This is a genomic window from Pauljensenia sp. UMB3104, assembly GCF_030217285.1.
In the GTDB taxonomy this organism is placed as follows: Bacteria; Actinomycetota; Actinomycetes; order Actinomycetales; family Actinomycetaceae; genus Pauljensenia.
In genome coordinates this window covers 16,312-41,147 of the sequence record NZ_JASONN010000014.1, presented here as the reverse complement: position 1 = coordinate 41,147, position 24,836 = coordinate 16,312, and the positions used below count along the sequence as shown (strand labels likewise).

The window sequence follows — 24,836 nt, the reverse complement described above, 5'->3', positions numbered from 1 at the left end:
CGCCGCTTAGCGGCGCGCGGCACCACCGGTGCCACCTTCTGTCGCCAGTCGGGGGCAGAACCAAGTCGCAATGACGCGCGAACGCGCACGTGTGGAGGACACGATGTCTGAGCCAGTGAAGGCTGCGGAAAAGAAAAAAGAGGGGCCCAAGACCTCTCATGCAAATGATGTGACCAAGCGTGGTTTCTTCGTCAAGCTCATCCTGATGATGCTGATTGACGCCCTGGGACTCTACGGAGTCTTCACCGCCTACATGGTGAAGTCCTGGATCGTCCTCGGTGTTCTCGCCGCGCTGCTCATTGTCGTGAACTGGATTTACTTCTCCAAGCGGATGATCCCCGCGAAGTACCTGGTTCCCGGCATGGTGTTCCTGCTCATCTACCAGGTGTTCGTCATGGGATACACGGGTTACGTGTCCTTCACGAACTACGGTCAGGGACACAACTCGACCAAGGAAGACGCGATCTCCGCCATCCTGAAAGCCTCCGAGCAGCGCGCCCCCGGTGCGGTTAACGTGACCGCCGCGGTCGTTGAGGATGGCTCCGGCCTCGGCCTCGTCATCGCAGATCCGACCACCGGTGCGCTCAAGGAAGGCAACCCCGACACTCCTCTGCGTGATGTTCAGGGCACTGTCTCCGCCGGCATGATCTCCGACGTCCAGGGCTACAAAGTCCTCAAGGTTGCGGACATTCTCAAGCGCCAGACCGACGTCGCCGGGCTGACTGTTCCCGTCTCCTCCGACCCGAACGACGGATACTACAAGACCGATGATGGTGCGACCGCCTACCTGGCCAAGTCGACCTACGCCTACGATGCCCAGGCTGATACCCTCACTGACACTGCCACCGGAACCGTGTACACGGCCGATAACAAGACCGGTGTCTTCGTCGATTCCGCCGGCAACGAGCTCACCCCCGGCTGGCGCGTCTTCGTCGGCTTCAGTAACTACAAGAACATGGTGACCAGCAATGACCTGGGCGGCCCCTTCCTCAAGGCGCTCGTGTGGTCCTTCGTGTTCGCCGCTGCATCGGTGCTCTCCACCTTCGCGCTTGGCCTCATCCTGGCCCTCGTCTTCTCCGACAAGCGCATCAAGGGCCGCAAGGTCTACCAGTCCCTCATGATCCTGCCCTACGCCTTCCCGGCCTTCCTGGCCACCCTGGTGTGGAAGGGCATGCTCAATACGGACTTTGGCTTCATCAACCAGGTCTTCCTCGGCGGCGCACACATTCCGTGGCTCGATAACGGCCTGCTCGCCAAGGTTTCGATCCTTGGCGTGAACCTGTGGCTGGGCTTCCCCTACATGTTCCTCGTCTGCCTCGGTGCCCTGCAGTCGCTGCCGGGCGACATCGAAGAGGCTGCGAAGATCGACGGCGCCTCCGGCCTGCGCACCGTCTGGTCCATCAAGCTGCCCCTGGTGCTGCAGTCGACCGTGCCGCTGCTGATCGCCTCCTTCGCGTTCAACTTCAACAACTTCTCGCTCATCTACATGCTGACGGGTGGCGGGCCGAACTACCCGGGCCTGTCGGTGCCCGTCGGTGAGTCCGACATCCTGATCTCGATGGTCTACAAGATCGCCATTGACTCCGGATCCCCGAACTACGGCCTCGCCTCGGCCATGTCCATCGTCATCTTCATTGTCGTGGGCGTGATTGCGTGGCTTGGCTTCCGTCAGACGAAGACCCTTGAGGAGCTGTGATGAGCGCTGCAACCGTTTCTAAGAAGCATGATGGAAGCACCCTCAAGGGTGCCCGCTGGTGGGCCGAGGTCGGCTGGCGTCACATCGTCGCCATCCTGACGATCGTCTACTGCGTCGTCCCGCTGCTCTACGTCCTGTCGGTATCCCTGAACCCCGGCGCGACGCTGACCGGTTCGAACTCGCTGTTCTCGAAGTTCTCGCTGGAGAACTTCCAGGCGCTGGGTAGCGGCAAGTACGCCATGTACTGGTCGTGGATTCTCAACTCCCTGATCGTGTCCACCGCGACCGCGATTGGTACGGTCCTCATGGGTGCCGCGGCCGCCTACGCGTTCAGCCGCTTCCGCTTCAAGGGCCGTCGCGCGACCCTGACCGGCCTGCTGCTGGTGCAGATGTTCCCGCAGATGCTGGCCTTCGTGGCCCTGTTCCTGCTGCTCCTGGGCATCCAGGACATCTTCCCGGTGCTGGGTCTGAACTCCAAGCTCGGTCTGATCTGCGTCTACCTGGGTGGCGCGCTTGGTTCGAACACGTTCCTGCTCTACGGCTTCTTCAACTCGATCCCGCGTTCGCTCGATGAGGCGGCCATGATTGACGGCGCGACCCATGCGCAGACTTTCTGGACGATCATCATGCCTCTCGTGCGTCCCGTCCTCGCGGTCGTCGGCCTGCTGAGCTTCATTTCCTCGCTCGGTGACTTCGTTATCGCCCGCGTGGTCCTGCAGGATCAGAGCCAGTTCACGCTGGCGGTCGGCATGTACATGTGGGCTGCCGACTCGCGTACTGCCCCGTGGGGCATCTTCGCCGCTGGCTCCGTGATCGCGGCCATCCCGGTGGTCCTGCTGTTCCAGTACCTGCAGAAGTACATCGTGTCCGGCCTGACCGCCGGCGCGGTCAAGGAGTAAGCGCTCCCGCGCCTTTCGGCCACGCTCACCCCGGCCTCGTCCCCTATCCCCGTGGGACGAGGCCGGGGCTCTTTGTGCGTTCGGGCGCGGGATGCTGCGTTCCTGGGGTGGGGTGGAGTGTGCGCGAGGCGGGGTGCAGTGTTGGTGGGGCGGGGTGCTGCGTTCCTGGGGTGGGGTGCTGCGTTCGGGGGGGTGCTGTGTGGGGTGACCAGGTGACGTGCGGATGTGGACAATACGCGCATCACGGGCATTGCGGGCATTGCGGACATGGTTCCCCAGCAATGTCGCACGTAATTCCCATGTAAATCTTTCAAACATTGAAATCGCATCGTTGGAATTGCAACGTTTGTGGACGATGTTGAAAACTGACCAGGGGGAATTACGTGCGACTTTTTGGGGAGTGGCCTCTTTTGTGCGTTCGGGCGTGGGTGCAGGGAGGGATGGCGTGGGCGCAGGCGTGGGGGAGTGGAGTGTGACCTGAGACTTGTGTGGTGAGAGCGCTTGACAGGTTAGTTGGTTATATGGTTCATTAGTCATGTAATGAACCACTGAAGCTGAAGGGAGGGTACGCATGGCACCCACATTCGTCTCGGGGATCCCGATCTACGTGCAGATCGCCGACGACATCCGCGCGCAGATCCTGCGCGGCGCCCTGCGTGCCGGGGATCAGCTCACCTCCACCACGGAATACTCCGCGACCTACCGCATCAACCCGGCCACCGTCGGCAAGGCCTTCGCAATCCTCGTCGATGAAGGGCTCGTCGAAAAGCGGCGCGGAATCGGCATGTTCGTCGCCGAAGGTGCTCGCGATGTCCTCGTGGCCGACGGACTCGCGTCCTACGTGGAGGAGACCCTGAACCCCGCCGTCGAGGCGGGCCTGGCCCTGGGCCTTGACCTCGACGCCATCATCGACCACGTCCGCGCCTACAGCGCCGACACAACCGCCAAGGACAACTCATGATCACCCTCAACTCCATCAGGCACACGTATCCGGGAGAGAACGTGGCGGCGCTGCGCGACATCTCGCTCACACTCGGAGACGCGACCGTCACCGCCCTCGTCGGCCCCAACGGCTCGGGCAAGACGACGCTCATGCAGATCCTCGGCGGCCTGATGGTCCCCACCGCGGGGAGCATCTCCATCGACGGCAGCCAGGCCAGCGCTGACGACCTGCTCACCGGTTCGATCGTGGCCTCGTCTGCGCGTGACCTCGATGATGCGAACAGTAAGACGCTCGTCGCCTACGCGCGTCTGCGTCCCACGTGGGACGAGCAGCTCTTCGAGCACTACGTCGACCGCTTCGAACTCGCTTTGAGCCGTAAGTCCGTGCGCAAGCTCTCCAGCGGGCAGGCCGCCATTTTCTCCGCCTCGATCGCGCTGGCCTCGGGAGCGCCCCTCACCCTCCTCGACGAGATCCAGGCGCCCCTGGACGTGCCCACGCGCTACGCCCTCTACGAGGAGATTCTCGCTCTGGCGGGGGAGGTCATGGAAGGACAGCGCCCCCAGCGACGCTTCCTCATCTCCTCGCACATGGTCTCCGAACTCGAAAAGGTCGCCGAGGACGTCATCGTCTTGAAGAAGGGCGAGCTCCTCGCTCACGAGAGCGTTGACGACTTCACCGCCCGCGTCACCTCCGTCACGGGCCATGCCTCCGACGTCGAGCGCTTCCTCGGAGAGCGCCCGACCCTCGCTGTCATCGCCAGCCGCGAGCTCGGCTCCACGCGAGAGATCGTCGTGGACCTGCGCGGCGCCTCCATCACCGAGGCCGATCTTGCCACCCATAGCCTCAGCGCAGCGCCCTGCTCCTTCCAGGACGCCTTCGCTTACCTCATCCAGGAGAATGACCAATGAGCACCGCAACCACTGTTTCCTCTCAGCCCTCGATCTGGCGACTTGGAATGGTCGACTGGCGATTCGCTTTCGGAGTGTACGCCGCGGTTGTCGTCGGTCAATTTGCCATTAACTCCACGGTGAGCGCCATCATGTACGCGACCTCGGACGACTTCTCGGGGCACGTCGATCAGTCCGCCATGAACGCCGCCTTCTCGACGGGCATCTACATCCTCATCGCGCAGATCATCACTACGACGACGGACCTGCGGGCAGCGTCTCTGAGCGGCGCGTCGCGCCGCACCCTGGCACTGTCGACCTACGTGCACAGTGCCGTCGTTATCGCCATCGCCAGTGTGATCTGGTGGGTGCTTGCCCTGGCTCAGTCGCACATTTTCTTCCTGGGGAGCCTTGAGTACCCCCTCGGACTGGACTCGTGGCTCTTTGTGGTGGTCGCCTGGATCGCCTGCGACGGGGCTGGACGCCTCATCGGTGCGGCCTCGCGCCATGGTCGGGGCCCGTGGTCGGTCGCCCTCGGCATTATCGTGGCGACTGTGCTGGGCCTAGCCGGCATCGCCGGTCCGGTCACCTGGCTGGTCCTCACGCTTGTTCACAAGTCCGGCTACCTTCCCCCGATGCACCCCGCCTTCTGGTTCCTCGGCCTCATCACTCTCGCAGTCGCCGCCGCCGGATGGCGCCTGACCCTCACGGGCCGTCTGCGCCGCCTCAACTGAACGTCCGTTCCGCCCGGGGAGCATACCCCCGACCCGGCCTCGGCCTCGTCCCCGCTTCATCCAGGGACGAGGCCGGGGCTGTTTTATGCATTCGGGCGTGTTGTGGCAGCTCCACGTGAGTGTCCCGGGGCTGCCAGTTGCTGTGGGGGGGGGATGCTCGGGTGCTGCTGGTTGCTGGGTGTGGCGCTGTAGTTCTGTGCGCGCCCTGCAGTTTCGCATGCAATTCGATGATGGAATGTTCAATCATGTGCTGAAAATGGCGGAATTTCAACGATATTATTTCATCGCATGAAATAGGTAAAGGGGAATTGCCTGCGACTTTTGGGGCGCTGTGCTTGGTGAGCGTGGGTGGTGGCTGTCGGCGCTGTCGGTGCTGGCATGTGCGCATGCGGATAGGTTCGAAGCCGACATGCTTGCCGTCGCCGCAGAGGAGCCTGCCCCCTCCGTATGCGGATAGGTTACGGCGATGTGGATAGGTTATTCACATGCGGATAGGTTAATAAGCTATCCGTATCTTCATAACCTATCCGTATGCCCATAACCTATCCGCGAGCGTGCCGAGCGAAGCGAACAACGGGCTCAGCCAGAGCTCCGGGCGCAATCCCGTGGAGAATTGCGGGGGAGGGCGCTGCAGGGCTCGGCCAGAACGACGGGCGTGTACCTGTGGTGGGATCCATGAGCGCGCAGGGGCCCGGAAGCGCCCGAAACAGTAGTTATCGACTAGTATCGATGGCGACACGACAGCCAGTCGTGCCCCAGATACTCAAGGAGTGACAAGTGGCTAAGGGACCCTCCCGCCTCGACAACGTGATCAGCCTGGCCAAGCGCCGCGGCTTCGTCTTCCCCTGCGGTGACATCTACGGTGGCACCCGCTCCGCGTGGGACTACGGCCCGCTCGGCGTGGAACTGAAGGAAAACATCAAGCGCGCCTGGTGGAACGCCATGGTCCGCCGCCGCGCAGACGTCGTCGGCCTGGACTCCTCCGTCATCCTCCCGCGCGAAGTGTGGGTCGCCTCCGGCCACGTCAAGGCCTTCACCGACCCGCTCATCGAGTGCCTCAACTGCCATAAGCGCGCCCGCGAGGACCAGCTCATCGAAGAGCTCGCCGAAAAGAAGGGCGTCGAAGAGTCCTCCCTGACCACCGCCGACCTCGCCTGCCCGAACTGCGGCGTGCGCGGCCAGTGGACCGAGCCCCGCGCCTTCTCCGGCCTGCTCAAGACCTACCTGGGCCCCGTCGACGACGAGGCCGGCCTGCACTACCTGCGCCCCGAAACCGCCCAGGGCATCTTCATCAACTACGCGAACGTCATGAACGCCGCGCGCAAGAAGCCGCCGTTCGGCATCGGCCAGATCGGCAAGTCCTTCCGTAACGAGATCACGCCCGGTAACTTCATCTTCCGTACCCGCGAGTTCGAGCAGATGGAACTCGAGTTCTTCTGCAAGCCCGGCACCGACGAGGAATGGCACCAGTACTGGATCGACTACCGCAAGGCCTGGTACGTCGACCTCGGCATCGATCCCGAGAACCTGCGCGAGTACGAGCACCCCAAGGAGAAGCTCTCGCACTACTCCAAGCGCACCGTCGACCTGGAATACCGCTTCGGCTTCCAGGGCAGCGAGTGGGGCGAGCTCGAAGGCATCGCCAACCGCACCGACTACGACCTGACCGTCCACTCCGAGGCCTCCGGCGCGAAGCTCGACTACTTCGACCCCAACACCAAGGAACGCTGGACCCCCTACGTCATCGAGCCCTCCGCAGGCCTGACCCGCTCCCTCATGGCCTTCCTCATCGAGGCCTACCACGAGGACGAGGCCCCCAACGCCAAGGGCGGCGTCGACAAGCGCGTCGTGCTCAAGCTGGACCCGCGCCTGGCCCCCGTCAAGGCCGCCGTCCTGCCCCTGTCCCGCAAGCCCGAACTGACCGGTCCCGCCCAGGAGCTGGCCGACGAGCTGCGTGGCATCTGGAACGTCGACTACGACGACGCGGGCGCTGTTGGCCGCCGCTACCGTCGCCAGGATGAGATCGGTACGCCCTTCTGCATCACCTACGACTTCGACTCGATCGAAGACCACGCGGTCACCATCCGTGAGCGTGACACGATGGAGCAGGTGCGCATCCCGCTCGACAAGGTCAAGTCGTACCTGATCGAACGCCTGGGCTGCTGATTTGTCCATAGCCTCAACGTCCGCAGCGGCCCCTCTTCACGTGGGGCCGCTGCGCCTGTGGACACCCGTCGTCCTGGCCCCCATGGCCGGGGTGACGGACGTGCCCTTCCGACGCCTGTGCCGCATCATGGGCGAGTCGGGCCTGCCCGACCACCTGCGACCCACCGGCATCCCCTCCTGGGCGGCCGAGTCGGGGGAGGGGACCACGGCCTCGTCCCCGAAGGCGCCCGACGAAAGCTCCAACGAGCCGCGCCACGTCGCCATCCCGCACGTGGACGCGCCCGCCGGCCTGTACGTCACCGAGATGGTGACCAGCCGCGCCCTCGTCGAGGAAAACGAACGCACCCTGGAGATGGTGCGCCCCGACCCCGCCGAACGCGTGCGCTCCCTGCAGCTGTACGGCGTGGACCCCGCCGTCATGGCCCGCGCTGCGACGATGCTCATCGAGCGCGACCTCACCGACCACATCGACCTGAACTTCGGGTGCCCCGTCCCCAAGGTGACGAAGAAGGGCGGGGGAGCGGCCCTGCCCTGGAAGCGTGACCTGTTCTCCGACCTCGTGGGTGCCGTCGTGCGCGCCTCAAACGAGGCCGGGGAGCGCATCGGGCGCGAAATCCCGGTCACCGTCAAGATCCGCATCGGCATCGACTCCGAGCACGAGACCGCGACGGACGCCGCACTGGCCGCGCAGAAGCTCGGTGCCGCCGCCCTCACCCTGCACGCGCGCACGCAGAACCAGCACTACGCGGGCCAGGCCCACTGGGATGAGATCGCGAGCCTGAAGGACCTGCTCGATATTCCGGTCTTCGGCAACGGTGACGTCTTCGAGGCCGCCGACGCCCTGGCCATGCTCGAGCGCACCGGCTGCGACGGCATCAGCGTCGGGCGCGGCGCCCAAGGACGCCCCTGGATCTTCCGCGACATCGTCGCCGCCTACCACGGCGGGGCCATCCCGCCCGGCCCCAGCCTCGCCGAGGTTGTCTCCGTCATCGAGCGCCACGCCGCATGGTGCGTCGTCGACCAGGGCGACGAGGGGCGTGCGCTGCGCGAAATGCGCAAACACATCGGCTGGTACCTGCGCGGATTCGCCGTCGGCGGCCCCCAGCGTCACGCCCTGTCCATGGTCTCCACCCTCCAGGAGCTGCACGATCGCCTCGGCGACCTCGACCTCGACCAGGCGTTCCCGCCCGCCGCCCGCGGACCGCGAGGACGCGCCGGCGGCGAGAAAACACCCCACCTGCCCGACGGCTGGCTGGACCACCCCTACCTCACGCAGAGCGAACGAGATCGCCTGCACCTGGCAGAAATCGGATACTAAGCGAAGGAATCATGCCTCACTCATCTGCGCCCGACCCCGACCCTGCGCCCGGACTCGTCACCATCGGGCGAGCCGCCAAGAAGGCGACCCTCGGTGGCCACACCCAGGTGATTGTCCCCCTCAGCGGGGATTCGCAGTCCCTCATCGGGCAAGTTCAGGCAATGGCCACGTGCCGCGCGGACATCGTCGAGTGGCGGGCCGACACCTTCCTGTCCTCCCTCGTCGGGGCGCACTTCGTGTCCGCCTCCGACGTCGGGGAAGATCTCGTGAGCATGGCCCGCTACGTCGCGGACTCCTCGCCGCTGCCGGTTTTGGCGACCATCCGCACATCGGTCGAGGGCGGCCAGGCATACCTGGATGACGAGGAGTACTGCGCCCTTGTGCGTCGGCTCGCTTCGTGTGTGGGAGGCGTCGACGTGGAGATTTCGCGCGACGGATCTTCTACCCTCATCGAGGATGCACACGAGGAGGGGGCGATCGTCGTTGCTTCCTTCCACGATTTTGAGGCCACCCCCAGCGATGAACGGCTCGCCGAGGTCCTCGCTGCCATGAACGTTGCCGGCGCGGACGTTCTCAAGTTCGCGTGCATGGCCCACAGTGCCACGGATGCGGCCCGTGTCCTGGCCGCGCAGGCGTGGGCGCGCGAGGCCTACGACCGTCCCATCATCGGCATCTCGATGGGGCAGCACGGCGCGCCCACGCGGCTGGTCGGTTCTGCGCTTGGCTCCGCGGCCACCTTCGCCACCCTGCCCGGCTGGGAGGGGAGCGCCCCCGGACAATTCACCGTCGAGCAGGTGCGTGCCGTCCTGGACATCGTCGACCGGTGAAGTGACAAGGGCGTTAGGTTTATCCGACAAGGTGACACCCTTCCTGAGATACGGGTAACATAGAGCGGTATTGTCATCCGCCGATGAATGAGAGCGTTGCCATGGTCGAATCCCACCGGTGCTGCGGGGAGTCACGATGAATTGGTTCCAAGTCCTCCAGTGGGAGTCCGCGCCACTTGCCGAGCTCGCGCGCGATGCGGAGAGTAAATCGCGCGAGCTTCAGGCGGCAGGTGAAGAGTTGAACGCCCAGCTCAACTCCCTGACGGGCAGCGGAAAGACCGTCACGGCCGTTCAGCAGGCTATTAGCAAGCGCATCTCGGAGATTGACAAGCAGGTCAACTACCTGATCAGCGTCGGCGAAATTGCGAGCGCGGGCGTCGACGGCATCGACGATATTCGCGCCGATATCGAGGACATCCAGCAGACGGTTATGTCGTCGCCGATTCATATCGACACGAGCGGCGTCGTCTCCTTTATTGGTTCACTTGTTGACTCCGTTGAGTCGATCGCGATGCACCCGCTCAACCTGGTGAAAACCGTTGCGGATCGTGTCACCAAGGTTCTTGCGAAGGCCACCGCCCTCGAGGTCAAACTGGTCGCCATGATGGCGGCCCTTGGGCTGGGTATCTTCGATAATCGTGTCAACTACTCGGCGTCTGGCGCCTCGAAACCCTCTCTTCCTCCGGCCGGCGCGAGCGAGCAAGAGGTGGCCTCCTGGTGGTCCCAACAGAGCGACGCGAACAAGAAGTGGCTCATCGAGAATTATCCGGAGAAGATCGGCAACCTGAATGGCGTTGATGCTACGTCGAGGGACAAGGCGAATCGCATCGTCCTCGACCAGAAGCTTAATGATCTGCCGGGACAGATAGACAAGCTGGATGAGGAAGCGGCCAACGCTCCTACTCCGTTCATTCGCGATGCAATCTTGGAAAAGAAAGCGAAGCTTCAGCACGAGCTCGATGAATTGAACGTCGTCAACGATACTCTCAATAAAGGGCCCAACCCGAAGACTGGCACCCAGGGAGACGGCGTCCCGCGTCAGCTGCTGGGCCTCGACTCCTCCGGGCGCAATCTCAAAGCGATCGTTGCGCAGGGGAACGTGGACACGGCCGATCACGTTGGTGTGGTCGTGCCTGGCCTCAACACGAACGTCAAGGATACGCTAGACGACTACGATAACCGGGCATCTGCGATGACCAGAAGCGCGAAAGCTCAAGTCAAACCCGGCGAGAGTGTTGCGATGGTGGAGTATCTGGGATACGACGCTCCGCAGAATAAGCTCGAAGTCATCGGAACTGGTTATGCGAAAGAGGGGGCCGTTGGCCTCGCAGGATTCCTCAACGGTGTGGATGCGTCACGCGAGCATGGTGCGGGGGATGCTCACATCACACTGTTCGGCCACTCGTACGGGTCGACGACGTCGGGCATGGCGGCCACCCTCGTCAACGAGGGTGTCGTGGACGACATCGTGCTGGCCGGGTCCCCGGGTGCGGGCGTACAGAACGTATCCGAATACCACGTTCCGGAGGGACATGCGTGGGTGAGCGCGGCGCCCTACGCGTATGACATGGTGCAGGGAATGGGCACCGACTTTAACTTCGGGAAGAACCCTGACACCATGGGCGGTTTCAATCGCCTGTCGGGAGATGTGGGTCCTTCGCACTCCCTGTTCGATCCCTTCGGGTTGCATATGGCCTACTTCGATGAAGGGACGCAAGCTCAGCGTGAGATTGCCGGTGTGATCGCCGGTGCCGGTAAGAAGTGAGTATGAGGCTTGCGCGTGCCGTCCTGTCAGCAATGTGCGTGGTGCTGCTGTGTGCCGCGTGTGTTCCCCGTTCGGAAGGAGAACAAGGGATGAATCCCGAGCAGAAGTCTGCCGTTGAGGTGGCTGAGCATCTGCATTCCATTGAGGAGTTTCAAAGGGATGTGGAGCCCGCAATCGTTGCGGCACGTAACGAGTTCCTCACTCAGGAGACGATCGTTAGCTTGTACGCGAACGATTTCATCGACGAGATATACCCCGATAGCACACCGCTCTATCGGCTGATGTCTCGCTCGTATACCTTCTCTGAGACTGACGCCGATCATATTCGTGATGTTTACGATGAGAAGCTGAAGCCGTTGGGGTTCACGCTGTCGGAGAAGCGTGACTCGCAGATGGTTCAGCTCTTGTGGACGAACGCGAGTTACGCGGCGTCTGTCGATGTCGTCACCCATGTGGGTATTCAGAGCACGACGTTCTACTCGGCGGGTCCGCTGCGTAGCGACGGTTCCAGTGAGAATCCTTCCGTGTTCTTGCCGCTGGAGGGGCGGGTGCCGGAGTGGCTCACCCCGGAGCTGACGGAGAAATACCGGGAGCAATAGAAGTAGGTGGGGTGCCGGGCGTGAGCCCGGCACCCCACCTACTTCACTGACCTACTTCGCGTGGTAGCGAGGGCTGGTTCCCAGATGAGTGGGATAGGGGTTGTCCTTGTTCGTTGCCTGAGATTCGTCGAGGCCCCGATAGGCGTAGGAGTTGTCATACGCGATCTGAGTGGGATCGACGAGCCCATCGGCATACTGCTGAACCTCTGCGGGAGTCGGGCTCGATCCGCCTCCCTTGTCGGCCAGGGGATTTTCGTCGGGGTACTGGCTCGGATCGGTATTCAGCATTCCGCCGAGATTTGCTGCACCATAACCGCCGTATTGATTCCATCCTTGTTCGTGCCCAACCGCAGTATTGATGAGGAGCTGGAGGAGCTGATTCGAGGTCGCGTTGGGCCACTTGGCATGCGCCTGCGCGAGAGCGCCGGCGACGATAGGGGCTGAAAAAGAGGTGCCCCGAGCGGAGGAAATCTTTCCGCTTTCATCCCACCCAACGATAGGGCCGCCGATAGCAGTCGTGGTAACCCCCTGCCCCCAGGAGGAGTAGGAAGCGAACTTTCCGTCGGTATCAATGGCGGAAACACCAATCACACCCGACCACCACGACAGTGATGTTTCGTTTTCGTCCTCGTGCGCGTTACCCGCAGCAGCAGTGATGAGCACTCCTTCATTCATGGCACGTGCGATCGCCCACTTCAGAGTGTCGTCATGTTTGTTGCTTGAAGCAGACAAGTTGATAACGGATGCCCCATCGTTGATCGCATGATTGATGAGTGACGGCAGATCGCTGAGCGGCATCTTGGAAGCGGGCTTGCAATCGGAACCGACTGTGGATGTTTCCTCGTGGCTTTGATAAGCCAGAAGAGTTGCATCAGGAACAACTCCATAGGCGTGAGAGACGAGCAAAGCGGCAATCGTAGTCCCATGTGCCGCATGCTCTGTGCTTGAATTAACGGTACAGGGGGTCTTATCCGTAATGTTTGCTCCCGCAAGCTCCGGGACAGAGGTATCGACGGAACCGTCGATGATTGCGATGGTGACGCCTGCCCCCGTGTAGCCCTTGGCTCGTGCCGAGTCCAGGTGATAGTAGGAGTAGTAGGGCTGGTCAGCTGCCGTGATCCGGCGGTCGTCGGCCCGTGCGGGGCCAGCCTGGTACCCGGTGGCGATGCCCGTGAGTGCTAGCGTGGCGCACAGGGTACCCGCAACGCGGAGGTTAAAAACCCGGCCGATCGGAGAAAACGCGCGCGTACTCACCACTGGCTGATATCCCATCCGTCGTCCTTGCGTTTCGCAGGACTAATCGTACGATCCGAACCGTAGGTCTGCGAGAGGGGATTGACGTATCCGCGCGGCATGCCGTCGTCCTCCTCGTCCTCAACGTGGAAGGCCTCGTACCTGCGGCGGCGACGCCTCTTCTCCTCCTTGGCTCCCCCAGCACCTGCACCGGAACCGCCCATGAAGCCGCCCTGTTGTCCCGCAGCCCCTCCCGCGCTACGCCCCGACGAACCCGCTCCGGTGGCGGCGCCCGGGGGCGTGTAGGTGCCCATGCCGGTACCGCTGAACGAGCCGGTGCGCAGGGGCGAGGCGCCCGCGGCCCCTCCCATACGGCCCGTGACGCCGGCCCCGAGGGCCCCCGTGCGTCCGAGGCCACTCAACGCGGATCCACCCATGCGCGCTGCCCCGCGCAGGCCCAGGGCGCCAGCCCCGAGCAGTCCCGCGCCGCCGAGGCGCCCAGCAGACTGAGTCTCAGCGGCGCGCGCTGCATTAAGCCCCCAGAGAGGATGATCACGATCAATCGGCGGAGCGGGGGTGTGCCCGCCGATGACCCCATTCGCGTGCCGATCACCGTTGACTCGGGTGTGCAGCAGGTCCAGGTCCATGAGGTCCTGAGGGTCGGTGATGGGGTTCGTCCGCGATCCGAGGTCGCCCTCGGGCAGGTAGCGATTGGGGATACGCGGGGAGTGCATGACACGCTGGTCGATGTCTCCGCCCTCGTCGTATCCAGCCGGGTATAGGCCCGAGTCCGCCCCGCGGAGGCCCGCGTTACCGAAGGCATCCGACCGGGAACGACCGTAGGCGCCGCCCTCGTGGGGTGAGATAACGATGTGGCCCTTCCTGAGGGCGTCGGCGGTGTCCGCGGGGAGCTCAGGGATCGGTGTCCAGTCCCCACGGTTCGTCACAATAGGGTCTGTTGTGATGTGTTCGTTAAGCCTCGCATTCAGGTCGTTCATCGTCGACTCGAAGCGCTCGATGATCTCCGTGGCCTTCGCCTCGCGCTGAGCATTGGCTTGAGCCTCGACACCCTCCACGTAAGCCAGCCCGTCCGCCACTAGGGAATTGACGAATTTGCCGGGCAAGCCGAACTTTGAGGCGATGGGGATGGTCACCTCGCCAGCGTGACGCAGGGATTCCGTCATGGGGTCCAGCAGCGTGGGGGAGAGCTGGCGTGCGTCCTCGGCGGCCAGCATGATCGCGCGCCGTGCCTCAACGTAGTAGGACATGCCGGTCATGTAGTAGTTGGCCTGCTTGTCAAAGCGCTTGATTGCACGTACGGCCTCGTCAGACATAGCCTGGCCGGCCTGGCCCGTGAACCCCTGGTACTCCTTGAAGTGCTCGACCTTGTCGCGCGCCTCTCGAATGGCCTGGACGATGGCGGAATGCTCGTCGTCCCAGCCGTAGAGCTTCTCGTTGTCCGGCGCGCTGTTCGCAAACTCCATGAGCCGGTCGTACATGGGTGATGACACCATAGCGTTTTTCTCTTCCTTGAAAATACTGCTCAGACTTCACTTTGAGCGCCGTAGGAAGGCGTACCCTCGCTATCGCCAGACTCATCGCTAGTCTCCGCAGGGGGATTCTCACTCGTGATCTGCTCAATGCTCTTATCTGAGTACACCCGATGTGCGCTCTCGCCCTGGTTCAGCGCTAGTAGGGCGGTGCCGACTGCCGCCATCGCGGCGCGGGCATCTTCTTCGGTGCCGGTGAAGTCAGAGACGGCCTGGGCGACCTTCGCATCGAGGTCGCCTAAATACTGCGCTTCGTTCTGCATGTTCGTCGAAAAGGACGTGAGGAATGAACGTACGGTATTTCCCATGCTCTGGGCCGCGCTCTCAGTTGTCCAGTGGCCGAAGATCTGTGCTGTGGCAATCATCAGTGCTGATGTTGCGGAGGTGGTGATTTCGCCACCCCCGGCGCTCATGTCGCCACTCACCTGCGCGTGGCGCTCTGAGTCGAATGCAACGTCTGGCATCGCTCCGTTTTCCTTCGATAGGTGGAACCTTGCACTCCTGCGGCAAGGTAACCGAATGGTCAACAGTCTAGTTGCCTCGCTTGCGCTTGTGCAAGAATATGCGCGGTATCAACGAAAGAACTACGGTTACCACCGATGCAACAAAAAATGGTGGGCGAGCCAATTGGCTCGCCCACCACTCTTGTGTCACAGGCTCACTGTGCGGCTTCCTTCGGGGACACCGTCACGACCGTGTCGGTGATACCCACCGGGCCGGGAGCGGCCGGGGCGATCTCGCCGAACTTCTTCTTATTCGTGACGACCATTGGGGTGACCGTGTCGTAGCCCGCCTCACGGATGACGTCCCAATCGACCTCAGCCAGGACATCACCACGGCGAACAATGTCGCCCTTCGCGACGCGCGGCGTGAAGCCTCGGCCCTCCAGTTTCACAGTGTCCATACCGATGTGGATGAGAACCTGGACGCCGGATGCGGACTTAATGCCGTATGCGTGGCCGGTCGGGAAAGCAACCGTCACCTTGCCGTCACACGGGGCAACGACGACGGCGCCGGCGGCGGGGGATAGGGCAACGCCGGGGCCGAGCGCGCCGGCGGCGAAGGCCTCGTCGGCCACGTCAGACAGCGCAACGATCGTGCCCGCCATGGGGGAGGTGAGCGTCAGGTCAGCCTTCGCCTCGTCGCTGAAAGAGGGAGCAGCATCGGCCGCCGGAGCGGCGGCAGGCGCAGCAGCCGACGCAGCGGGGGTAGCTGCCGGGGCAGGCGCGGGGGCGTCGTCTGCGAGGAGCGACTTCTTCGCGCGAGCCTCCGCCTTCTGCTCCTTCGTGCGGTAGTCGAACAGAACGACCATCAGGAACGCGGTGACGAACGCGGCGGCGACGCCCAGGCCGTAGATGGCCATGGGGGTGAAGACGGGGATCGTCAGCAGCGAGGTGAACACGAAGGTATTCGTGGTGGCGCCGCCACCGATGCCGATAACCAGGCCACCGACGACACAGCCGGTGAGCATGAGCGGGTAGATGCGCTTGAAACGCAGGTGAATACCGTACAGGGACGGCTCGGAGATGCCGCCGAAAAGGCCCGCGGCCAGGGCGCCGGAAGCAGTCTGGCGCATGTCGGTGTCGCGGTCGCGGATGGACAGGAAGAGCACGCCGGCGGTGGCGCCGAAGCAGGCGAAGTTCCACGCGCCCATGGGGCCCTGGATGAAGTCCGAACCCGTCGCGGCGATGTTGGCCAGCTGCAGGGCGTTGAGCGGCCAGTGCAGGCCGAGCGGCACCAGGAAGGGGTAGATGATCGGGATGATGATCGAGAAGACAATGGGTGCGTGTCCGTTGAGCCAGGCCAGGCCGCCACCCAGGCCGTTACCGATCCAGATCGACAGGGGGCCAATCAGGAAGGCGGTCAGCGGCATGATGATCATGAAGGAAATGAAGGGGACGAACACCATCTGGACGTTCGCGGGGACAATCTTCTTCAGGCCCTTGTAGACCAGTGCGAGGATCGGCACCATCAGCAGCGGCACGAAGACCTGGCCGCCGTAGTCGGCCAGCTGCAGGGGCAGGGAACCGATCTGGGTGACGCACTGCTCGGATCCGAGCGCGGTCTTCGTGCAGGTTGTCTCGCTGAACGAGGAGACGTTGCTCAGGCCGATGAAGTTGGGGGTGAGCAGCGACAGGATGACAGCCGTGCCGACCCAGGGGTCGATGTCCAGCTTCTTGGACGCGTTGTAGGCGACCATCGCGGGCAGGAAGTAGAAGACCGCGCGCCACATGGAGTTCACGTAGCCCAGCCACGCGGGGATAACATCGGCGCGCGTGTCGACGACGCCGAGAGCGTCGAGGACCGCCAGGAACGCCAGGATCAGAGATGCGCCGAGGAGGACTGGCAGCAGCGGGCGGAACGAGTCTGACAGGTACTCGAAGAAGGCGTCGACGAGGGCGTTCTTGCCGCGGGCCTTCGCGCGGGCGGCTGCCTTGACATCATCGTTCGAGGCCGCGGCGCCCGACTTCATCGACGGCAGGTTATTGATCTCGTTAAAGACGGACTGCACCGCACCGCCGATGACGATCTGGTAGCGATCGCCCGACTGGGGGACGGCGCCGAGGACGCCATCAATGGCCTCGACACGGTCCTTGTCGACGATCGACGCGTCGTTGAGTTCAAAGCGCAGACGCGTCGCGCAGTGGGTGAAGTGGGTGATGTTGCCGGGGCCACCGACCGCATCGAGGATTTCCTGTGCCGTGTTGGACACGGGGGACTCCTTCCGTGGATGAGGATTCGACGCTGAATGCGACACTTGACAATTAGCATGTTTGAACAGGTAGTGACAGAGGCGACGGGCTATCTCACAGTATTTTGTGGGTAATTTGTGCCGCTTTGACGGTCACGAGGCCTGGGCCCGTTCTGCGCAGGCGCTTCCCTAGTAAAATGGCCCCGTGAATGAGTTTTCCCTGGCAATCCCCGGTGTTGATGGTGGCGACGCGCGTCGCCCGTACGCGTCCGCCGATTCCGAGCGTTGGGTGCCCGAGGAGCACAAGTCTTCCGAGCGCACCGAGTTCGAACGCGACCGCGCGCGCATCCTCCACTCCTCCGCGCTGCGTCGCCTCGGCGAGAAGACGCAGGTGCTGGGCCCGATTTCGGATGACTTCGTGCGCACGCGCCTCACTCACTCCCTCGAGGTTGCCCAGGTGGGCCGTGAGCTCGGTAAGGAGCTAGGGGCCGACCCGGATGTCGTGGACGCGGCGTGCCTGTCCCACGACCTCGGGCATCCGCCCTTTGGGCACAATGGCGAGCGCGCGCTGGACGCGGCGGCCGCCTCGATCGGTGGTTTTGAGGGCAACGCCCAGACCCTGCGCGTCGTCACGCGCCTAGAGCCCAAGGTAATCGGCACGGGCGGCGTTCCCGCGGGCCTGAACCTGACGCGGGCGACCCTGGACGCGATCTGCAAGTACCCGTGGGTCAAGGCCGGTGGCCCGGACCTGGCTAAGTCGACGCGCAAGTACTCCGTGTACCCCGACGATGCGCCCGTGTTTGCGTGGATGCGGCAGGGTGCGCCGGCCGGCAGACAGTGTCTGGAGGCGCAGATCATGGACCTGTCGGACGACATCGCCTACTCGGTGCACGACGTCGAGGACGCGGTCGCGACCCGCAAGCTGGACCCCTCCGATCTTTTCGACGACGCGCACTGCTGCGCGGTCGTGGCCTCGACCCTGGACTGGTACGGGGCGTCGGTCGCGCGCTCGGACCTGGAGGAGGCCCTCGAGCGCATCGTGTCCATGCCCGTGTGGCTGCGCTCCTTCGATGGCTCCTATGCCTCCCTCGCGCACCTGAAGGATGCGACGAGTGAGCTGATCGGCCGCTTCTGCTCGGCGACCGTGGCCGCCACGCGCGAAACCTTCGGGGAGGAGCCGCTGGGCCGCTACCGTGCGGACCTCGTCGTGCCGCGGCAGGTGCGCGCCGAGATCCAGATCCTCAAGGGCATGGCCGTCCACTACGTCATGAGCCCGCGCGAGACCGAACCGGTGTACTACCAGCAGCGCACGCTCCTCGCCGACCTCGTCGACGCCCTGTACGAGGCCGGGGCCGACGCTCTCGAGCCGGTGTTCGCCGCGCAGTGGAGGGCTGCCTCCGACGATGGCGTGCGCCTGCGCGCGGTCATCGACCAGGTTGCCTCGCTCACCGACGTGTCAGCCTCCGCGTGGCACGCCCGCTGGTGCGGCATGCTGTCCTCGCAGCTGTGAGCGTGATCGGACGCAGACGTGGGCGGGCATCGGTAAACTGAGGGACATGGCGGGTCTGATTCGCAAGGACGACATCGAAGCGGTACGTAACGCAGTGAAGATCGACGAGATCATCGGCGAGCACGTAGCGCTGCGACCCGCGGGCATCGGCTCCCTGAAGGGCCTGTGCCCATTCCACGACGAGCGCACGCCTTCCTTTAACGTGCGCCCCCACCTGGGCATGTTCCATTGTTTTGGCTGCGGTGAGAGCGGCGACGTCATCTCCTTCGTACAGAAGATGGACCACCTGCCGTTCACCGAGGCCGTGGAAATGCTGGCGGCGAAGGCCGGGATCACCCTCCACTATGAGGAGGGCGGGGCGCGCGTGCGCACCGAGGAGCCGGGCAAGCGCCAGCGCCTCCTGGACGCCCACCGCGTCGCCGAAGAGTTCTACCAGCGCCAGCTTGCCTCCCCCGAGGCGCACAAGGGCCGCACCTTCCTCGCCGAGCGCGGCTTCACCCAGGCAATGTGCGCGCATTTCGGGGTCGGATACGCCCCGGCCTCGTGGGATTCCCTGACGCGCCACCTGCGTTCGAAGGGCTTCACGGACCAGGAGATCCAGATTTCGGGCCTGGGGTCGCAGGGTAGTCGCGGCGTGTACGACCGTTTCCGCGGGCGCCTCGTGTGGCCGATCCGCGACATCACGGGGGCGACGGTGGGCTTTGGCGCGCGTCGCCTGGACGACAGCGACAAGGAATCGCCCAAGTACCTCAACACCCCCGAGACCCCGATCTATAAGAAGTCGCAGCTGCTGTACGGCCTGGACCTGGCGAAGAAGACGATCGCGACGGAGCACAAGGTTGTTATCGTCGAGGGGTACACGGATGTCATGGCTGCGCACGTCGCGGGCGTGACGAACGCCGTGGCCACATGTGGCACCGCCTTTGGTTCCGAACACGTCAAGATCATTCGCCGCCTGCTGGGCGACCACGCGGATCCGGCCGCTGGCGTACTCCTGTCGTCGGGGCGCGCGCACGGCTCCGAAGTCATCTTTACGTTTGACGGTGACAGTGCCGGCCAGAAGGCCGCGCTGCGAGCCTATGGCGAGGATCAGAACTTCGCGGCCCAGACCTTCGTGGCGGTCGCCCCGGGCGGGCAGGACCCCTGTGAGCTGCGCCTGTCTCAGGGCAACCAGGCGATCGTCGACCTGGTGAACTCGCGCATCCCGCTCTTCGAGTTCGCGATCCGCTCGGTCCTGTCCCAGATGGACCTGCGCAGCGCCGAGGGGCGCGTGCAGGGCCTGCGCGCCTCGGCCGGCATCGTCGCGCACATCAAGGATCGCGCGCTGCGCGGCGAGTACACGCGTCAGCTGGCCGGGTGGCTCGGCATGGACATGCGCACGGTCGAGCAGGCGATCCGCGCGGCGGGGCGCGTCGAGGTCATCTCGCACGAGGCCCGCCCTGGAGAAATCGAGATGGCGGGCGCTGGCCGTCCCGCCCCCACGCCCGAGCGCCGCGGCCCCGAGGATCCGGTGAGCCGCGTCGAACGCCAGGCGCTCGAGGCCGTCCTCCAGCACCCGCTCTTCGCCGTGGGCTCCGGCTTCGAGGAGCTCGATGGGCAGTCCTTCACCGTGCCCACGCACCGCGCCGTCCACGACGCGATCCGCGCGGTGGGCGGCCTCGATGCCTTCACGCAGATGATGCGCCAGGCCGAGGCCCACTTCGGCCCGGGCGAGAACGCGACGCTGGCGGCCTCGCGCCACTTCGTCCAGGTGGTCCTCGAGACCGCCGGAGAGATCATTGGCCCCGCCGTCACCCAGCTGGCCGTCGCGCCCCTGCCCGTCGCGGGCGAGGCCGACGTGCGCTCGTACTGCCGCGGCGTGGTGGCCGCAATGGTGCGCATGGACCTGACCCGTAAGCTCGGCGAGGCCCGCGCGGCCCTGTCGCGCATGAACGAGGAAGACCCCAACTACTCCGAGACGTTCCGGGAGCTCATGCGACTGGAGCAACGCCGGCAAAACTACACCGAAAGGGACTAACCGATGGCCGAAGTTGAGAGCTTTACCCTGGACCACACCGCCGTGAAAGCGCCCTACGTGCGCCTCATCAATGTGGAGTCCGGCCCCAAGGGCGACCAGATTTCGAACTTCGACGTGCGCCTCCTCCAGCCCAACGCCGGGGAGATCCCGACCTCGGGCCTGCACACGATCGAGCACCTGCTGGCCTCCCTGCTGCGCGACCGCATCGACGGCGTCATCGACTGCTCGCCGTTCGGCTGCCGCACCGGCTTCCACCTCATCATGTGGGGCACCCCGTCGGTGCGCGAGGTGACCGAGGCTCTGGCCTCCTCCCTGCACGCCATCGCCGAGGATGTCACCTGGGAGGACGTGCCCGGCACCGACGCCTACTCGTGCGGCAACTACCGCGACCACTCGCTCTTCAGCGCGCGCGAGTGGAGCCGCGCGATCCTCGAGCAAGGCTTCTCCCTCGACCCCTTCGAGCGCGTCGACGTCATCCACTGATTCCGGGCGTTCGTCTGAACACGGAAGCGGGACCCATCCGGTGAGGATGGGTCCCGCTGTCGTCTGAGTGCGAGTGAGTGGGCGCGGGTGAGGGGACTGAGGACGCGGGTGAGGGGAGGGTGCCCCGACGGGGATCCCCGGCCTCGTCGATCAGTCGAGACCGACCGCGTCGCGCACGCGTGCCTCCAGGGCATCCGCCTCGCGCTGCCCGTCGGCGTCCAGGGGACCATCGGCCGTCAGGACCGAGAAGAGCCCATTCTCGCCGCGGCGCACCCACGCCGTCACCGTCGTCCCGTTGCCCACCTCCACCTGGGAGTGCAGGACGATCGAGCGGTTCACGAACTCGCTCGTATGACGCATGAAGTCCTCCGGGTCGCCCGTCCCACGTCCCGCCAGGGCCGGGCGGGCCGGGTCCACCCACTCCAGGGCGAAGAGCGAGCCTTCGGCCTCCCAGCGCGCACGCGCCACGTCGGACCAGGGGAACACCTCGGGGGTGGGCGTTCCCTCGTCGTTCGAGGCCTCGGCGCCGAACACGTACAGGCCCGACTTCGCGGCCGCCATCCAGCGCCCGTCCTCCAGCTCCAGTCCGGGGGAGCGGCGCTCGCGGGAGGGCAGGGCCGAGGCAAGGGAGTCAGGCAAAGTCGTCATGCGTTGATCGTATCCTTTCGGCAGAAATCGTGCGCACAGGCCTGTGCGTACGTAAAAGCGTACGTTATGATGGGAGTGGAAAGGAACAATCATGACTGCTGTCAGTGCTACCGCCGCCCGCTCGGACCTGTACCGGCTCATCGACACCGTGAACGAGGAGTCGACCCCCATCACGATCACCGGCCGTCGTGGAAACGCCGTTCTCATTGGCGAGGCAGACTGGTCCGCGATTCAGGAAACCCTCTACCTGCAGGGAATTCCCGGAATGGTGGATAGCCTGAAGGAAGCCGCTCGCGAAGATCTTGACGATGCGCTCGATGACGTGGAGTGGTAGCGATGTGGCGGGTCGTTTTCTCCAAGCAGGCCGCGGAGGATGCGAAGAAGCTCTCCGCCAGCGGACTCAAGGCGAAAGCTCAGAGCCTCATCGAGATCCTGACTGAGGATCCGTTTGCGACGCCTCTCCGCTACGAGCGCCTCGTCGGGGACCTCGCAGGTATGTATTCCCGCAGGATCAACATTCAGCACAGGCTTGTGTACGAGGTCTTCGAAGAAGAGCGCACCGTTCGCGTCCTGCGGATGTGGACCCACTACGAGTGAGTCTTCTTTGGGGTGAGAACGTCCACAGGGGGCGGGGGAGTGGGTCACATGCCGAAATCAATCGGCCACATTGCGGACGGCGGGCATATTCTGGCTTCATCTTTGTGAAAAACCACGACAGGAGACCTCATGGCATCGACGCAGCATACCCCCACGGAACTTGAGGCTGCCGGCGACCAGGTACTTCCCGCCGCTGATGAGCTGGCCGGTCGTTTCCCCCTGACCCCCAACCCGCATCCGGCGACGCCCGAAGAGTACAACGAGATCATGTCGACCCTGGCCTTCGGCAAGAAGTTCACGGATCACATGGCCCACATGCGCTGGACCCGCGAGGGCGGCTGGGGTGACCGCGGCGTCATCCCCTACGGCCCCCTTGAACTGACCCCCGGCGCCTCCGTCTTCCACTACTGCCAGTCCGTCTTCGAAGGCATCAAGGCCTACAAGCGCGCCGACGGCTCCGTGTGGACCTTCCGCCCCGGCTACAACGCCGCGCGCCTGAACCACTCGGCGCGCCGCCTGGCCCTGCCTGAGCTGAGCCGCGAGGAGTTCGTGGCCTCCCTCGTGGACTATGTGCGCGCCGACGTGAAGTGGGTTCCTGACGTTGATGGCTCGTCGCTCTACCTGCGCCCCTTCATGTTTGCCTCCGAGGAGTTCGTGGGCGTCCACCCCGCCGGCGTCGTCGACTACTACGTCATCGGCTCCCCCTCGGGTCCCTATTTCAAGGGCGGGCTGTCGGGCGTGGCCATCTGGGTGGAGCGCGAGTACCACCGCGCTGGCCCCGGCGGCACCGGTAGCGCCAAGGCGGGCGGCAACTACGCGGCCTCCCTGCTGCCTCAGATCCAGGCCGAGGCCAAGGGCTTCTCCCAGGTCTGCTTCCTGGACACCTACGAGGGCAAGTACCTCGAGGAGCTGGGTGGCATGAACATGTTCGTCGTCATGGCGGACGGCACGATCCGTACACCCTCGCTCACCGGTGTCATCCTCGAGGGTGGCACGCGCAGCGCGATCCTGCGCATGCTGCGTGACGAAGGCGTGGACGTGCGCGAGGAGAAGATTGCCCTGTCCGAGGTCGTGGATGGCATCCGCTCTGGTGCGGTCGCCGAGGTCTTCGCCTGTGGCACGGCCGCCGTGGTCACTCCGATCACGCGCCTGGCTGGCGACGACTTCGACGTGGAGATCGAGGTGGGGGAGAAGACCCGCGAGATCCACAAGCGTCTCACCGACATCCAGTGGGGCCGCGCCGAGGATCCCTACGGCTGGACGTACCGCCTGGTCTGAGCTTGATTGCTTGAGGGAGCCACGGCCTCGTCGATTGTCACGAGGCCGTGGCTTCTTTATGTGGTCGCGATGCAAAATTGGTCGTTACCGGTCAGTTCGCGCGATGACGTCCAGGAAGTCCCGTATGTGAGGGGGCGGAGTCGTCCCGGCCCAGATGGCGGTGAGCGGGCGGGTGATCTGGAGATTGTTGATCCGAACTCGCACGAGTCGGCCGGCGCGGGCGTCCTCGGACACGGCGAGGGAGCTCAACGCGCCGGGGGCTATGCCGGCCATAATCGCGCTGCGAACGCCGAGCGTGGTCGTCAGCACGGCTGCGGGCTCGGCTGCGAGGGGAAAGCCCGCCTCGGTGAGGGCGTTCTCGAGCGCTTGTCGGGTGCCGCTGCCGGTCTCGCGGAGCACCAACCCAGTGCCCGCCAGTTCACGGACGGACACCCGGCGGGTCTTCGCCCATCGGTGACCGTGCTGCACAACGACTTCGATGGTGTCGTAAGCGACGGTGACCGACCGGAGGCCGGCGGGAACGACAGGGGTCTCGATGAGCCCGAGGTCTGCGGTTCCCTCGCGTATGGCCTCGACGACCGTGCTGCTGTTGGCGGCTGTGAGTTGAACGACCGGGCCGTCATTGCCGTGAGAGATGCGCCACCGGGCGATCCAATCCGGTAGGAGGTGTTCTGCGATCGTGAGGCTCGCGGCGATGCGCATCATCTTCCCGCGATCCGTGCGGAGCGAGTTGACAGCATCCGAGAACTCGTCGGCCGCTGTCAGCAGCGTTGTTCCCCAGCCAACAACCAGCTCGCCTGTCGGAGTCAGTCGGGAGCCCCGTGCGGAACGCACCAGCAGTCGCATGCGCAGATCTTTTTCCAGGTTCCGGATGCGCAGAGATATCGCCTGCTGACTCACGCCCAACTGCGCGCTTGCCGCCGACATGCTGCCTTCCTTCGCGACGAGCGCCAAGACTCGCAGTGCCTCCAAGTCCGGCTCGTAGTGCATCTTC

At 64.4% G+C, this 24,836-nt stretch carries 22 protein-coding genes; 16 read left to right on the top strand and 6 right to left on the bottom strand.

Going from position 1 to position 24,836, the window contains the following annotated elements; translation table 11 throughout:
* Positions 1-103 precede the first annotated feature (103 nt).
* The 10 genes from QP415_RS07735 (at position 104) to QP415_RS07690 (ending at position 11,834) form a co-directional block, all read left to right on the top strand.
* Positions 104-1,696 carry an ABC transporter permease subunit gene (locus QP415_RS07735; RefSeq protein WP_048677149.1) on the top strand — a complete coding sequence of 531 codons (1,593 nt, stop codon included), beginning with the start codon at positions 104-106 and terminating at the stop codon, positions 1,694-1,696.
* Positions 1,696-2,595, top strand: a complete 900-nt coding sequence (locus QP415_RS07730; RefSeq protein ID WP_016461288.1) for a sugar ABC transporter permease — start codon at positions 1,696-1,698, stop codon at positions 2,593-2,595. Before QP415_RS07735 ends, QP415_RS07730 begins: the two co-directional genes overlap by 1 nt.
* Positions 2,596-3,166: 571 nt before the next feature.
* Positions 3,167-3,556, top strand: coding sequence for a GntR family transcriptional regulator (locus tag QP415_RS07725; RefSeq protein WP_016461287.1), 390 nt, complete (start codon positions 3,167-3,169; stop codon positions 3,554-3,556).
* The gene (locus QP415_RS07720; protein ID WP_048677342.1) at positions 3,553-4,446 is read left to right on the top strand and encodes an ATP-binding cassette domain-containing protein; all 894 of its coding nucleotides are present in this window, start codon (positions 3,553-3,555) and stop codon (positions 4,444-4,446) included. The genes QP415_RS07725 and QP415_RS07720 overlap by 4 nt, the downstream gene beginning before the upstream one ends.
* Positions 4,443-5,159, top strand: coding sequence for a hypothetical protein (locus QP415_RS07715; RefSeq protein WP_285099621.1), 717 nt, complete (start codon positions 4,443-4,445; stop codon positions 5,157-5,159). The genes QP415_RS07720 and QP415_RS07715 overlap by 4 nt, the downstream gene beginning before the upstream one ends.
* Before the next feature lie 777 nt (positions 5,160-5,936).
* Positions 5,937-7,325, top strand: a complete 1,389-nt coding sequence (locus tag QP415_RS07710; protein ID WP_285099620.1) for a glycine--tRNA ligase — start codon at positions 5,937-5,939, stop codon at positions 7,323-7,325.
* Between the two features lie 40 nt (positions 7,326-7,365).
* Positions 7,366-8,643 (top strand): tRNA dihydrouridine synthase DusB, encoded by a 1,278-nt coding sequence (gene dusB, locus QP415_RS07705; RefSeq protein ID WP_285099619.1) that lies wholly within the window; start codon positions 7,366-7,368, stop codon positions 8,641-8,643.
* Between the two features lie 11 nt (positions 8,644-8,654).
* Complete coding sequence (gene aroD / locus QP415_RS07700) at positions 8,655-9,470, top strand: type I 3-dehydroquinate dehydratase (RefSeq protein ID WP_285099618.1); 816 nt, start codon at positions 8,655-8,657, stop codon at positions 9,468-9,470.
* A 136-nt stretch (positions 9,471-9,606) separates the two neighbouring features.
* Positions 9,607-11,235: an alpha/beta hydrolase gene (locus tag QP415_RS07695; protein ID WP_048677380.1), complete on the top strand. Its 1,629-nt coding sequence runs from the start codon at positions 9,607-9,609 to the stop codon at positions 11,233-11,235.
* Between the two features lie 89 nt (positions 11,236-11,324).
* Complete coding sequence (locus QP415_RS07690) at positions 11,325-11,834, top strand: DUF4853 domain-containing protein (RefSeq protein WP_048677346.1); 510 nt, start codon at positions 11,325-11,327, stop codon at positions 11,832-11,834.
* 51 nt (positions 11,835-11,885) lie between these two features.
* On the opposite strand, the gene QP415_RS07685 is transcribed toward QP415_RS07690, so the two are convergent.
* From QP415_RS07685 to QP415_RS07670, 4 genes are all read right to left on the bottom strand, one after another.
* Positions 11,886-13,106 carry a S8 family peptidase gene (locus QP415_RS07685; RefSeq protein ID WP_285099617.1) on the bottom strand — a complete coding sequence of 407 codons (1,221 nt, stop codon included), beginning with the start codon at positions 13,104-13,106 and terminating at the stop codon, positions 11,886-11,888.
* Positions 13,085-14,581: a hypothetical protein gene (locus QP415_RS07680; RefSeq protein ID WP_285099616.1), complete on the bottom strand. Its 1,497-nt coding sequence runs from the start codon at positions 14,579-14,581 to the stop codon at positions 13,085-13,087. Before QP415_RS07680 ends, QP415_RS07685 begins: the two co-directional genes overlap by 22 nt.
* A gap of 29 nt (positions 14,582-14,610) precedes the next feature.
* A complete protein-coding gene (locus tag QP415_RS07675; protein ID WP_285099615.1) occupies positions 14,611-15,081 on the bottom strand; it encodes a DNA recombination protein RecF in 471 nt (156 codons plus the stop codon).
* A 194-nt stretch (positions 15,082-15,275) separates the two neighbouring features.
* On the bottom strand, positions 15,276-17,330 hold the full coding sequence (locus tag QP415_RS07670; RefSeq protein WP_285099614.1) for a glucose PTS transporter subunit IIA: 2,055 nt from the start codon (positions 17,328-17,330) through the stop codon (positions 15,276-15,278).
* A 184-nt stretch (positions 17,331-17,514) separates the two neighbouring features.
* Between QP415_RS07670 and QP415_RS07665 the strand changes: the two genes are divergently transcribed.
* The 3 genes from QP415_RS07665 to QP415_RS07655 are packed head-to-tail and all read left to right on the top strand — an operon-like array spanning position 17,515 to position 21,319.
* Complete coding sequence (locus QP415_RS07665) at positions 17,515-18,819, top strand: deoxyguanosinetriphosphate triphosphohydrolase (RefSeq protein WP_285099613.1); 1,305 nt, start codon at positions 17,515-17,517, stop codon at positions 18,817-18,819.
* Between the two features lie 46 nt (positions 18,820-18,865).
* Positions 18,866-20,836: a DNA primase gene (gene dnaG, locus QP415_RS07660; protein WP_285099612.1), complete on the top strand. Its 1,971-nt coding sequence runs from the start codon at positions 18,866-18,868 to the stop codon at positions 20,834-20,836.
* 3 nt (positions 20,837-20,839) lie between these two features.
* Positions 20,840-21,319 carry an S-ribosylhomocysteine lyase gene (locus QP415_RS07655; protein ID WP_285099611.1) on the top strand — a complete coding sequence of 160 codons (480 nt, stop codon included), beginning with the start codon at positions 20,840-20,842 and terminating at the stop codon, positions 21,317-21,319.
* Positions 21,320-21,469: 150 nt separating this feature from the next.
* On the opposite strand, the gene QP415_RS07650 is transcribed toward QP415_RS07655, so the two are convergent.
* Entirely contained in the window at positions 21,470-21,967 is a 498-nt protein-coding gene (locus QP415_RS07650) for a hypothetical protein (protein ID WP_285099610.1), read from the bottom strand.
* A gap of 91 nt (positions 21,968-22,058) precedes the next feature.
* On the opposite strand from QP415_RS07650, the gene QP415_RS07645 reads away from it, so the two are divergent.
* The 3 genes from QP415_RS07645 to QP415_RS07635 all read left to right on the top strand — a co-directional run bounded on the left by QP415_RS07645 (position 22,059) and on the right by QP415_RS07635 (position 23,842).
* Complete coding sequence (locus tag QP415_RS07645; protein ID WP_285099609.1) at positions 22,059-22,301, top strand: type II toxin-antitoxin system Phd/YefM family antitoxin; 243 nt, start codon at positions 22,059-22,061, stop codon at positions 22,299-22,301.
* 2 nt (positions 22,302-22,303) lie between these two features.
* Positions 22,304-22,564 (top strand): Txe/YoeB family addiction module toxin, encoded by a 261-nt coding sequence (locus tag QP415_RS07640; protein ID WP_285099608.1) that lies wholly within the window; start codon positions 22,304-22,306, stop codon positions 22,562-22,564.
* Between the two features lie 129 nt (positions 22,565-22,693).
* A complete protein-coding gene (locus QP415_RS07635; RefSeq protein ID WP_285099607.1) occupies positions 22,694-23,842 on the top strand; it encodes a branched-chain amino acid aminotransferase in 1,149 nt (382 codons plus the stop codon).
* Positions 23,843-23,926: 84 nt separating this feature from the next.
* On the opposite strand, the gene QP415_RS07630 is transcribed toward QP415_RS07635, so the two are convergent.
* On the bottom strand, positions 23,927-24,832 hold the full coding sequence (locus QP415_RS07630) for a LysR family transcriptional regulator (protein ID WP_048677356.1): 906 nt from the start codon (positions 24,830-24,832) through the stop codon (positions 23,927-23,929).
* Between the last annotated feature and the right edge of the window lie 4 nt (positions 24,833-24,836).